Raw genomic sequence first — 13,352 nt, forward strand, 5'->3', positions numbered from 1 at the left:
GACAGAGTTGCAGTCTGTTGCCTTACCAACTTGGCCAAGGAACCATCCCTTGCTTTTTATTAACTTAAAGCTTGTTCATTATACTAATATATCATCATAAAGTCAATACACATTTACTGTTTTTATAATTATTTTTTGCAATTATCCACAAAATCTTTAAATAGTTTTAAATGATCATCACTTTTTTTATAAATCATTTCTGGATGCCATTGATATCCTATCACATACTTTTTATCTGGTAGATAAACAGCTTCTACTAATCCATCATCAGAATAAGCCATTGGCTTTAATGCTGGAGCAAGTTGACAAATAGCTTGATGATGACAACTATTCACCATTAAAGTTTCTTGATTTAAGATGTCTTTTAAAGGTGTATTTTCAACAATTTTTACTTGGTGACTTGGATGATCATAAGGAGCAGGTTGTCGATGAATACATGTAGGATGAAATTGTTGATCTAAATCTTGATAGAGTGTTCCACCTAAACATGCATTTAATAACTGAATACCTCTACATATTCCTAAAACAGGCTTATTGGCTTCTAAAACAGATTTTAATAGCTTTGGTTCCATTTCATCTCTTTTTTGATTTAGCTTTCCACAATATTCTGCTTTTTCTTGATGATAAATTGCTGGATTTAAATCTTCCCCTCCTGCAAAAATAAATCCATCAAAATAATGAGCCGTTTCTTTTAAAGAAACATCATCATTAACTAAAGAAAGCATAACAGGAATACCACCTGCTTCAATAACCCCATCCATATACCCTGGAAGCATCCATAAACTATCTCTTTCTTCATCATATAAAGGAAGAATCGCAATTACTGGTTTATTCATTAAATACCTCTTTTTCATCTTTTTTAACATTATAGCATAACTTATGTTTTATGCTATAATAAAAAACGAGGTGAAAAAAATGATTGATCAAGAACAAGCTGCTAGAACATTGATCAATTTGATTGATGTTGTTCATCAAGAAAATTGGGTCTTATTAAATAATGAAGATATGGCAAGTAAAACCGAAGAGTATTACATCAACTTCTTTAAAGAACATCATTTAGAAGAAGCAATCGATGAAATTAAAGCTGTAACAGAAAAAAACAAATCTTTTTTTCAAAGATTTGTTAATCATGAAGAAGTTGACGCTAAAGAAATGCGTGATTTTATGGAACCTTATCGTTTTATCAAAAGTAAATATATATTAAAGAAAAGCTCAAAGTCCTAAGACCTTGAGCTTTTATAATTAAAATTTACATTTTTCTAAATGCCAAATATCTTCTACATATTGTTCAATTGTACGATCAGATGAGAAGAATCCACTCTTAGCAATATTTACTAAGCAAATTCTAGCCCATTTAGCACGATCTTGATATAGTTCTGCAACATGGCTTTGTGCATTAGCATATGATTCGAAATCAGCTAATAAGAAGTATTCATCATTTTTATTCATTAATTCATCATGAATAATTTTAAATTCTTCTGGATTACTTGAGAAAGTACCATTAGTCAATGAATCAATAGCACGACGGATTTTTAAATCATTATTATAATAATCCCATGCACGATATTGATTATTTGCTTTTAAGTTTTTAACTTCTTCATCTTTTAAACCAAAGATTTCACAATTATCTAATCCTACTAATTCAGAAATTTCTACATTAGCTCCATCTAAAGTACCTAAAGTAATAGCTCCATTCATCATGAATTTCATATTACCAGTACCACTTGCTTCTTTACCAGCAGTAGAGATTTGTTCTGAAACATCTGCAGCAGGCATAATTTTTTCTGCCAAAGTAACACCATAGTTTTCTAAGAAAACAACTTTTAAGTATTTATTTGTTTCAGGATCATTATTAACTACATCTCCAACTGCATTAATTAATTTAATAACTTTTTTAGCGAAGTAATAAGCACTTGCTGCTTTTGCTCCAAAGATGAAAGTATGTGGATAAATACGGAAATCTGGATTAGATTTCATTTCTTGATATAAATAAATAACATGTAAAATATTTAATAATTGTCTTTTATATGCATGTAATCTCTTAACTTGAACATCAAAGATACTATCTACATCTACTTCAATACCATTATGTTCTTTAATATAATCAGCTAAGATTTGTTTTCTTTCTTTTTTAACAGCTAAGAAACGATTTTGTAAAATTGGATCATCAACATGTTCCATTAAATTTTCTAATTGAGCTGGTTTTTTGATCCATCCTTTACCAATTGTTTCATTAATTAATTCACTTAATTGTGGATTACAATAAGCTAACCAACGACGATGAGTAACCCCATTTGTTTTATTATTAAATTTATTTGGATAAAGTACATTGAAATCATGTAATTCTCTTTCTTTTAAGATATCTGTATGAAGTCTTGCTACCCCATTGACACTAAAGCTTCCAGCAATTGCAAGTCTTGCCATATAAACAGTACCATCTCTTAAAATCATTGTACGATCAACTAAATTTTGATCATGATTACTTACTTCTTTAGCAAAACCTACAAAACGACGGTGAATTTCTTCAATGATTTGATATACACGTGGTAATAATGTTTGCATTGTATTAATTGGCCAAGTTTCTAAAGCTTCAGCTAAGATCGTATGGTTTGTATAAGCAAATGTTTGTGTACAAATATCCCAGGCATCTTGCCATTCATAATTATGTTCATCAATTAATAAACGCATGAATTCAGGAATACATAATACTGGATGTGTATCATTTAATTGAATAACATGTTTTTCATGGAAATTATCTAATGATGGATAATTTCTTAAGTGCGCTTTGATGATTGCTTGGATACCTGCAGAACAGAAGAAATATTCTTGTTTTAAGCGTAACATTTTCCCTGCTGGTGTTGAATCATCTGGATATAAGTTTTGACAGATGCTTCTTACATCTTCAATATATCTTTGGAAATCATGGTTACTTGGGAAATCTTCACTAGGTTCAGCTGACCATAAACGCAAAGTATTTGTATTTACTGTATCATTTCCAATTACAGGGACATCATAAGGTACTGCATAAATTGTTTCAGCATCAACATGTTTCCATTTTCCTTCATTTTCATCCCAAATCACTTTACCAAAGAACTTAACTGGTACTCTATGTTTTGGTTTACGAACTTCCCACATAAATCCAGTTTTCATCCATTGATCAGGTAATTCTACTTGATAACCATTTTCAATTTTTTGTTTAAATAAACCATATTCATAACGAATTGTATTCCCATGTCCTGGATAATCTAATGAAGCAAGTGAATCCATAAAGCATGCAGCTAAACGTCCAAGTCCCCCATTACCTAAACCAGCATCACTTTCTAATTCTTCTAAATCATGAATATTGATTCCATAATCTTCTAAACCTTCTTTAGCGATTTCATAGATTCCAAGATTCATCATGTTATTTACTAATAGTCTTCCCATTAAAAATTCCATTGAGAAGTAATGCATTTGTTTTTGTTCATTATTTTGAACAACTGCTTTACTTGCTGCCCAGTTAACTGAGGCATAATCTCTTACCATTGTTTCAAGAACCATGAATTTTTCAGTAATATGGGCTTCTTCTACAGTACGCCCATAAGACTCAATAATTCTTCTTGAAAACTCGAATTTAAATTCTTCTTTATTTTTAAACATTTTCCCGTCTCCTCATAATACATTTACGTGTTCATCATACTTTATTTTGATATAATTGTCACGTTTTTAAAAATTTTTTATAGCGATGAAATCGCAACTTTTTCAAAAAAATAGAGTATCTAAACATCCGATGCTCTATTTTTGAACAACCTATTTTGTTTTCTTAACTACTTTTTTACGTGTTTTTGTTGAGGTTTCCTTTTTAGGTTTCACTTCAAAGATACATGCACTAAATGGTGCAAGTTTTACTTCAATATAATGATCTTTATTTAACAATTTTGTTTTTTTATTTGGTTTTGTTTTCTTAGAGCGAATTGCTCTTGGATTAATGATATTCTTTCCAGAATATACAGCTTGATCTGTATTTAAAATTTCTTTATAACTTCCTTCAATATTAACTGGTACTTTGTATTTTTCATGCGTATTACCAACAAAATTCATCACTGCGATAATCGCATTTCCTGCTTTATCTTTTCTTTCAATTGCGAAAACACATTGATCATGATCATCAACAACAAGCCATTCAAAGCCTTTTAAATCATAATCCATTTCATATAAAGCTGGATATTTCAAATAAATTTCATTGAGTTTTTGAGCGAAATGATGGAATGCATCATGATCAGGATATTTTAAAATATCCCATCCTAAAGATTTAGATTCATCCCATTCTTTATATTCAGCAAGTTCATTTCCCATAAAGTTCAATTTCTTACCAGGATGTAACATCATATAAACATACAGCGCTTTTACTTGTGCCAATTTATCTCCATGTAATCCCCACATCTTATTAATAATCGTAGCTTTTCCATGAACAACTTCATCATGTGAAAATTCAAGTAAGAATCTTTCAGAATAGAAATAAGCCATTGAAAAAGTAATAAAGCGACTATCATATTGACGATAAACAGGATCTTCTTGGAAGTATTTCAATGTATCATTCATCCAACCTAAATCCCATTTATAATCAAATCCTAAACCATGTTCACCCACTGGTTTAGTAACACCTGGATAATCTGTTGAATCTTCTGCAATCATCATCACAGTTGGATGGTACCCAGACATATGTCCATTTAAACGTTTCATCCATTCCATAGCACCAATATTTTCACCTAAGTTTTTATTACCTTCATAATAAATAAGATTACTTACAGCATCAAATCTAAAACCATCAATATGATAATATGTAGCAAAAAATTCTACAGAACTTAATAAGAAACTTCTCACTTCATTTTTACCTAAATCAAAATAAACACTATCCCATGGACTATAACGACGATTATAATCATTATAGTCATAAACAAATCCACCATCATACATATGTAATCCATGTGAATCTTTAACGAAATGTGCTGGCACAAAGTCCATAATAACACCAATGCCTTCTTGGTGGCAGGCATCAATAAATTTCATTAATTGTTTAGGTTGACCATATCTCGATGTTGCACTATAAAAACCAGTTGCTTGATATCCCCAAGAACCATCAAACGGGAATTCAGTAAGCGGCATAACTTCTAAATGTGTATAGCCCATCTTTTTTACATAGGGAATAATTTCATCTATTAATTCTTCATAAGAATAATATTCACCATCGTCCCCTTCACCTTCACTTTCTCGCTTCATTTTCCATGAACCAAGAGAAGCTTCATATATATTAAGTGGGCGATCATAATTTTTAGTTCTATTTTTTACCCATTTGCTATCATGCCAACGATAACCTTCCATGTTATAAACCTTTGAAGCAGTTCCTGGTCTTAACTCACTAAAATAAGCATATGGATCTGCTTTATCAATAATATCTCCTTGAGGAGTTTCAAACCTAAACTTGTACATGTCAAATTCTTTGACACCTTCAACAAATATTGTATAAATACCACCATTATTATATTTTTCCATATAACAAGGTGTTTCACCCCATTGGTTAAATTCTCCTACAACTTGTGCACTTCTAGCATTCGGCGCATATGTTGTAAAACGTACACCTTTTTTACCTTCATGAGTTTCAAAATGTGCACCAAATATTTTATAAGCTTGTAAACAATTTCCATCATGGAAAGTGTGAATTAAAAAATTATCAAACATATATTTATCTCCCCTTTATGTCATTTATTATAACATATAAATGACCAACATTCACTAAAAAGTTAGCGCTTTCATTTTTGTTTGCTAAACTTTTTATCAAATAAAAAAAGAAGCTAACAGCTTTCCGCTATTTCTTCTTTTTTTCTACAATTTCTTTAATATAAAAAGCTAACATATACGGCATTTTTTCTTCAAATGAATCCAATTGACATTCTGTCAGTTCTTTTATCTTATTAAGTCGATAATTGATAGTATTACGATGCATATATAAGCTTTCAGCCATAGCTTTTTGATTACTATCGAATTTTAAATACTGATAAAGTGTTTCTTCTAATTGCATATTATGTTTTTGATCATAATCTATCAAAACACCTAACATACTACGATACATTTGTCTTAAAATACCTTGATCTTCAATAATAAACAATAATTGATAAACACCCATATCATCAAAATAAATTTGTGGATAATTAAATTGTTTAGCCATCTTACAAGCCGCAATAGCCCTTTTATAACTTAAAATCATATTTCTAAAATCCACCATCTTTGAGCCAATTCCTAAATGTAATGTATAATGCAAACGTTTTTTAGCTCTTTTATACATTTCATTAATAACTTCTACAAGAGCACTATCTTCTAAGTTATTAAAAATCATAATATAATAACCATCAAACCAGAAAAAACTATAATTTCCTTCAACTTTTTCAAAACATAATTCTAGCTGAAACTTAATACTTCTTCTTTCCATCATACCTAATTCTTCATCGGTTTCTACAGAAATAGCCATTACTTGAAAATCATTTTCCACATCAAAATCACCTGCTAATTTATTTCTAGACTCTTCAATAATTGCTGGATTAATCAGTGTGTCCATAACAGTTTGATTAATATACTTATCATCTCTTTCTGCACGTAAACAATGATATGAAAAGTCTTTGATCATATCTGCAATATGCACTTCCCAAGGAACCACTAACAAAGGAAAACTTAATTCATTACAATAATCAATAATTTCTTGATTGATATCAAAAACATATTTTCCCGTATTGATAACAAGTCCCACACTATGATATTTAACAAGTTGTTCAATGAATTCTTTTAATTTCTTTTGGCTTTGAAATCCTAGACCTGTTGTTACAACTAGTTCTTTACCCCAAAGTTGTTGTAAAATCGTTTTATCTTCGACCATTTGTACCCAGGTCATGGCATTAGAACATCCATCCTCACCTGCAAGTAATGTCATTTTATAATTCTTTTTAAATTCTCTTAAAGCATCATCTATTGTAAATCCCATATCATCACCACCTTCTATTTTACACTATTTGTGCACATTGCACAAATACTTACGATTCATTTTAGGATACTTGTCTCTACTCAATTCGTCATATTTCGCTATAATAAATGTGTAATAAAAAATGAAATGTAAATAAAAGAGATATCCCATAATATTTATATCTCTCATATATTTTACGATTTTCAGTAATAGTTTCCCAATATATTAATTTTTTATTACTCGATTCCCTATATATAAATAAAGAAGATCATTCCCCTAAATGATCTTTTTTATTTGTTTATGATTATTATCCTAAAAACACATTAGTTATGTTTCTAATGTGTTTTTTTATTAAAAAATACTCTAAAAACCTTATAAACTGTACATTTTCAACAAACTCATTTTGACATTAGCGTCATTTATTAAAAAAAAGTAAGCGCTTTCTATGGATTTTGTAACATTTTTTTTGTATCATTATATGTAGGGAATCCAAAGGAGGTATATTATGGATACATTGAATATCGAAAAATATGGTTTTAATCATACGGGAAACATTTTTAGAAACAATCCGCCTGGTGCGCTTGTAGAAAAAGCTTTACTTCATAAAGAAGGAAGACTTTCACGCGCTGGTGCTTTATGTATAGAAACTGGAGAAAGAACTGGTCGTTCCCCAGATGATAAATATATTGTTGATACACCTGCTGTTCATGATTTAATTGCTTGGGGAAATGTTAATCGTCCTGTTTCATCAGAAGTTTTTGACCAAGTTTATGATCAAATGATTCAATATTTAAATGATAAAGATTTATATATTTTTGATGGCTTTGCAGGAGCTAATCGTAAATATCAATATGGTTTTAGAGTTATCAATGAAAAAGCAAGTCAAAATTTATTTATTAGAAACTTACTTATTCGACCTAAAAAGGAACAATTAAAAGATTTTAAAGAAGACTTTTTGATTTTAGTTGCGCCTGGATGTAAAGTAGATTATAAAAAATTAGGATTAAATAGTGAAGCCGCTATTATGATCAATTTTGAAAAACAAATTATTTTAATTGCGGGCACAGGGTATTCTGGAGAAATCAAAAAATCTGTCTTCTGTGTTATGAACTATTTACTTCCACAAAAGAAGATTTTTACAATGCATTGTTCTGCCAATATGGGAATCGATGGTGATACAGCTTTATTCTTTGGATTATCAGGAACTGGAAAAACAACACTTTCAGCCGATCCAAACAGACGATTAATTGGTGATGATGAACATGGTTGGTCTAGAAATACAATCTTCAACTTTGAAGGTGGATGCTACGCTAAATGTATCAACCTTTCAAAAGAACATGAACCTGAAATTTGGAATGCCATCCGTTTTGGTGCTGTAACAGAAAATGTTAAATTATTTGAAGATACACGTATTATTAATTTTGATGATGGTTCTATTACAGAAAATACACGTGTTGGTTATCCAATTGATTATATTCCAAATACTGTTTCATCAGGAGTTGGACCTATTCCACGTACTATTTTCTTTTTAGCAGCAGATGCTTTTGGAGTTTTACCACCTATTTCTAAACTTGACCGTAACGCTGCTATCTATCACTTTGTTTCAGGTTATACAAGCAAACTTGCTGGAACTGAAAATGGTGTTACTGAACCAGAAGCAACATTTTCAACATGTTTTGGAGAACCATTTTTCCCATTAGATACAGCTTTATATGCTCACCAATTTGGACGTCGTGTAGAAAAATCAGGAGCTAATGTTTTCTTGATCAACACTGGATGGACTGGTGGCTCTTATGGTAAAGGGCATCGTATTCCATTAAAATATACACGTGCAATGATCAATGCTGCTTTAAATGGTGACTTAGATTTTGTGGAATATGTCAAAGAACCATTCTTTAATCTAAAAATCCCAAGAAGTTGTCCAGGTGTTCCAGCAGAAATGTTGAACCCTAAAAATACTTGGTCAAACAAACGCGAATATGATAAAACAGCTAAAAAGCTTACAAAAATGTTCCAAGAAAACTTTAAAAAATACGATTTACCTAGTACTGTTGTTAAAGCTGGACCTGGTATTCATAAATAAAAATAACGGATATCTCATGAGATATCCGTTTTTGTATCATTTAATCATTTCTTTAATTATTTGTAAATTTTTGTTTTCTATTAATGCTTTAAAAATCTCGTTATATTGTGACAATGTTAAATTTTCTAACATTAAAATATCTTCTTGAGGATATTTACTTTTAAAAAGCATCAATGTATTTTCTTTGGCTTTAAGAAGTTCTCCTTCTTTTAGACCTTCTTCTTTTCCTTCTTGTCGTATTCTTACTTTCTCTTGATGATGTTGTATCTTGACAAGCTGTCTTTTACTTGCTGCTAATACTAGTTCTTCATCTTCATTGAACTGATCCATCTTTTCTTTCATCATGGTAACCACCTCACTGTTTAAAGCTATTATATCATCTGTTATCCCATGATATAAAGTATAAATAGCTAATTCTATCTTGCTTAGATTCTTAAGCCCTTTTTCTCTTACAACAGCATCAATAAATGGAAGATAGATATTGTGATGAGTCAGCAGATTATGCTTTCTGACATGGTTTAGTTGATTACGTGGCATATAAGTATCAATCAAGAGAAGGTTGTCTCTGTCAATATCATTTACAAAGAGAATGGTGTAAACTTCATGGACATTTTCACTGTATAAGATATCTCCTCGATTGACTTGATGATCCATCATTCTAGCTCCATAGATTTGAAAGCGATAATGAACTTCTTTAGTAAGAGCACTGTTTTGCATTTCAATGTCGATTAATTTTCCTTCATCTGTTTTCACTCTGACATCTAAGACCATATCTTTATTACTTAGATGTTCAGGATTGACTTCACTATTTAAGACAAAGAGTTCCTGACATTTAATACCCGTAATTCCTTCAATAATGACTTTAAGTAAATAATAACAGCGAGAATCATTGAGATCACTCAACATGAATTTAAAGACAAGGTCATTTTTAAAATCCGTAATTCTTTTTGGTTTGATTTTTGTTTCTATTGTTCTTCCCTCTATTATTTATATGGACAACAAAAATCATTTTTTCTGTTTAAAAAATTAAAAAAACGAAATAATTTTCTTATTTCGTTAACATCTTTTTAGCTGCTTGATACATTTTTTCATAATTTACAGTTTCACAAGTTCTACAATATCCTATTTGTAAATCCATATTTTCAGAAATATCAGATAATTTCTTTTGTGAAAACATTCTTAGAAGTTCTTCTTTTCTTACATAAGCAAGTTCCTTAGACATCATATGATTAACAAAACATACAAATTCATCTTGATCAACACGCCCTAATATATCTATATTTTTAAAATTCATGGAAATGAAATCACTCATTTCTTTTACTAATTTATCTCCTCGATGACTTCCTTCTTGTTTGTACACTTCTTCTAAACCCTTTAGCTTAAATACAAACAAAATTTTTTGACCTGTTTTATTTTCATCTAATTTTTCATCAATAAGCCATTTAGCAGTATCAAATTTATATATCTTTGTTAAATCATCAATTTGTTGATTATTCATTAAAGATTCTCGTAATTTCTTTAATTCTTTCAATCTTAAATAATTACTTGCTGCATTTTTTACTCTTTGTAAAACTACTTCTTCATAAATAGGCTTTTGAATACAATCATAGATACCATAATCAAAAGCTTGTATTAAATCTTTAGGATTATCACTTGCTGTTAAAGCAACGATAGGAACTTGTGACAATCTTTTATTCTTTTTTATTTGTCTAATCAAATCCATTGTCCCTGGCGTAATTAAATCAATCAACATAACATCAAATTGATAATCTTCATCTTCAATTATTTTTTTAGCGTCAGCTATATTTTTGGATAATGTGATTTGAAAGTCATTTTCTAATAATTTTTGTAATAAAATCATATAAATCGTAGCATCTTCTACTAAGAATAATTTCATAAACATCACATTCCTCTCGTCTTTATTATATATCAAAAATATACTTTTTATAAAATAATTTAAATTAGTTTACATATAATAAAACGGTGGTAACTATGAAAAAAAGAAAAATACTTCTTATTGTATTTATTATTCTATCTATCGGTTTATTAATGGTCTATAGTTCTTCACATATATGGGCGCAATATAAAGAAAATGACAGCTTCTATTATTTTAAAAGACAAGCTATTTTTGTAATAGTCGGTCTTCTTTTACTTTTTTTCTTTTCTAAAATAGATTATCACCTCTATCAAAAACATAGTCTTAAAATTATTATTCTTGCTACAATTCTTTTAGTTCTAGTACTCATTCCTGGAGTAGGTATTGTCAGAGGTGGTTCAAGAAGTTGGTTTAATCTAGGAGTTTTTGCCTTACAGCCTTCTGAAATCTATAAAATAGCGCTTATTATTTATGTCAGTGACTATATCAGCCATCATTATCACCAAATGAAAAAACTACGTTATTGTTTAAAACCACTTATTGTTATGGGAATCGGCTTTTTTCTTATTATGTTACAACCTGATTTTGGAAGTGGCTTTGTCATGTGTTGCAGTATTCTTTTAATGATTATTATTACCCCTTTCCCGTTTCGATATATTATTTTTTTAGGACTATCTGGAATTTTAATGATTATTTTAATGATTATTTCTGCCCCTTATCGAATGAAAAGAATTTTTGCTTTTTTAGATCCTTTTCAAGATCCATTAGGATCAGGATTTCAAATGATTCAATCACTCTATGCTATTGGTCCTGGAGGAATTTTAGGAAGTGGTTTTGATCAAAGCATTCAAAAACATTTTTATTTACCAGAACCACAAACAGACTTTATTTTTGCTATTTATTTAGAAGAATTTGGTTTTATAGGAGGGATTTTATTAATTCTTTTATATGCTTACTTATTTATTACTTGTTTCAATTATGCAAAAAAAGTAGACGATCTCTTTGGAAGTTTTTTAATGATCGGTATGACTTCCATGATTGGAATACAAACTATCATTAACTTAGGGGTCGTTGTTGGATTATTTCCTGTTACAGGTGTAACTTTACCTTTAATGTCTTATGGAGGGACTTCTTTACTTGTTACTTTGATTGAAATCGGTATTATGTATAATATTATCAAATCTATTTAAATATGGTATGATTTGAAAGAATGGATGTGATAATATGACAATTAAACTTTATGACAAAGATGCTTATCTGACAATTTTTGAAGCTCAAGTCATAACATGTACAAAAAGAGAAAATGATTATGATATTGTATTAGATCAAACTTTATTTTTTCCTGAAGAAGGTGGTCAAACTTGTGATCATGGTACTTTAAATGATGTTGAAGTCATTGGTGTACAAATCATCAATCAAGAAATTCATCATTATACCAATGCTCCTCTTTCGGGAAGTGTTAAAGGAAAGATTGATTTCAATTATCGTTATAATAATATGCAAAATCATAGTGGTGAACATGTTTTATCAGGACTTGTAAAAAGTATGTTTGGTTTTGATAATAGTGGTTTTCATTTAAGTGACCATGAAATTACAACGGATTATAACGGATTTTTAAATGAACAACAGTTACAGATATTAGAAGCTAAGGCCAATGAAGTGATTTTAAATAACAAAGTCATTCATTGTTTCTATCCAGAGGATGCTGATCTTTATGATTATCGAAGCAAAAAAGAAATCAATGAAGCAATTCGTTTGGTAGAAATCGAAGGTGTAGATTGTTGCGCTTGTTGTGCTCCTCATGTACGTTCAACAAGTGAAATTGGCATGATTAAAATATTAAAAGCCATGAAACATAAAAATGGAATTCGTCTCTATTTTGTATGTGGCCATCGTGCTTTTGTAGATTATCAAGCTAAGCACCTACAAGCAATAAATATTTCTCAAAAGCTTTCATTACCACCTGATGACCTTGTAAAAGGTATTGATCAACTTTTAAACGAAAACAATCAATTAAAACAAGAACTTTCAAGCTTAAAAAAACAAATAATTGATCAACAAGTACAATCATTATCTCAGCAAGATCATTATTTAATTTTTACTAATGATCTAGATCGTTCTTTACAACAATATTATTTAAATCAATTATTTCCATTGTGTTCTAATTATGTAGCTATTTTTGTAGGAAAAGATGAAAATTATCGTTTTATAATTGCAAGTAACAATGACTCTAGAGAGCTTTTAAATAAGTTAAAAGGTCACTTTGAAATCAAAGGCGGCGGTAAAGCAAATATGGTTCAAGGACAAATCAAAGGAAATCAAAAAACAATACAAGATATTTTAGAGAATAACTAAGGTTATTCTTTTTTTGTTGTAACCGCTTTCTTATATAAAGAAATCAT

10 protein-coding genes are annotated in these 13,352 nt (G+C 29.7%); 4 read left to right on the forward strand and 6 right to left on the reverse strand.

What is annotated here, in order from left to right; translation table 11 throughout:
- Window positions 1–128: 128 nt before the first annotated feature.
- Window positions 129–836 carry a gamma-glutamyl-gamma-aminobutyrate hydrolase family protein gene (locus OCV55_RS09970; protein ID WP_147580521.1) on the reverse strand — a complete coding sequence of 236 codons (708 nt, stop codon included), beginning with the start codon at window positions 834–836 and terminating at the stop codon, window positions 129–131.
- 79 nt (window positions 837–915) lie between these two features.
- Between OCV55_RS09970 and OCV55_RS09975 the strand changes: the two genes are divergently transcribed.
- Entirely contained in the window at window positions 916–1,224 is a 309-nt protein-coding gene (locus OCV55_RS09975; RefSeq protein ID WP_032089532.1) for a hypothetical protein, read from the forward strand.
- Between the two features lie 18 nt (window positions 1,225–1,242).
- Here OCV55_RS09975 and OCV55_RS09980 read toward each other — a convergent pair whose 3' ends face one another.
- The 3 genes from OCV55_RS09980 to OCV55_RS09990 all read right to left on the reverse strand — a co-directional run bounded on the left by OCV55_RS09980 (window position 1,243) and on the right by OCV55_RS09990 (window position 7,012).
- Window positions 1,243–3,639: a glycogen/starch/alpha-glucan phosphorylase gene (locus OCV55_RS09980; protein ID WP_147580522.1), complete on the reverse strand. Its 2,397-nt coding sequence runs from the start codon at window positions 3,637–3,639 to the stop codon at window positions 1,243–1,245.
- Between the two features lie 150 nt (window positions 3,640–3,789).
- Complete coding sequence (glgB, locus tag OCV55_RS09985) at window positions 3,790–5,718, reverse strand: 1,4-alpha-glucan branching protein GlgB (RefSeq protein ID WP_147580523.1); 1,929 nt, start codon at window positions 5,716–5,718, stop codon at window positions 3,790–3,792.
- Window positions 5,719–5,845: 127 nt separating this feature from the next.
- Entirely contained in the window at window positions 5,846–7,012 is a 1,167-nt protein-coding gene (locus tag OCV55_RS09990; RefSeq protein WP_147580524.1) for a PucR family transcriptional regulator, read from the reverse strand.
- A 484-nt stretch (window positions 7,013–7,496) separates the two neighbouring features.
- Between OCV55_RS09990 and pckA the strand changes: the two genes are divergently transcribed.
- Window positions 7,497–9,074 (forward strand): phosphoenolpyruvate carboxykinase (ATP), encoded by a 1,578-nt coding sequence (gene pckA / locus OCV55_RS09995; protein ID WP_119362801.1) that lies wholly within the window; start codon window positions 7,497–7,499, stop codon window positions 9,072–9,074.
- Window positions 9,075–9,110: 36 nt separating this feature from the next.
- On the opposite strand, the gene OCV55_RS10000 is transcribed toward pckA, so the two are convergent.
- Both OCV55_RS10000 and OCV55_RS10005 read right to left on the reverse strand, forming a co-directional pair.
- A complete protein-coding gene (locus OCV55_RS10000; protein WP_317233029.1) occupies window positions 9,111–10,061 on the reverse strand; it encodes a PD-(D/E)XK nuclease family transposase in 951 nt (316 codons plus the stop codon).
- Window positions 10,062–10,122: 61 nt separating this feature from the next.
- A complete protein-coding gene (locus tag OCV55_RS10005) occupies window positions 10,123–10,977 on the reverse strand; it encodes a response regulator (RefSeq protein ID WP_032089526.1) in 855 nt (284 codons plus the stop codon).
- 89 nt (window positions 10,978–11,066) lie between these two features.
- On the opposite strand from OCV55_RS10005, the gene ftsW reads away from it, so the two are divergent.
- Together ftsW and OCV55_RS10015 are read left to right on the forward strand one after the other, a co-directional pair.
- Window positions 11,067–12,140, forward strand: a complete 1,074-nt coding sequence (gene ftsW, locus OCV55_RS10010; protein ID WP_147580526.1) for a putative lipid II flippase FtsW — start codon at window positions 11,067–11,069, stop codon at window positions 12,138–12,140.
- Window positions 12,141–12,174: 34 nt separating this feature from the next.
- The gene (locus OCV55_RS10015) at window positions 12,175–13,305 is read left to right on the forward strand and encodes an alanyl-tRNA editing protein (RefSeq protein ID WP_147580527.1); all 1,131 of its coding nucleotides are present in this window, start codon (window positions 12,175–12,177) and stop codon (window positions 13,303–13,305) included.
- Window positions 13,306–13,352: the final 47 nt, after the last annotated feature.

It is taken from the genome of [Clostridium] ammoniilyticum, from assembly GCF_025566905.1.
Classification (GTDB): Bacteria; Bacillota_I; Bacilli_A; order Erysipelotrichales; family Coprobacillaceae; genus Faecalibacillus; species Faecalibacillus intestinalis.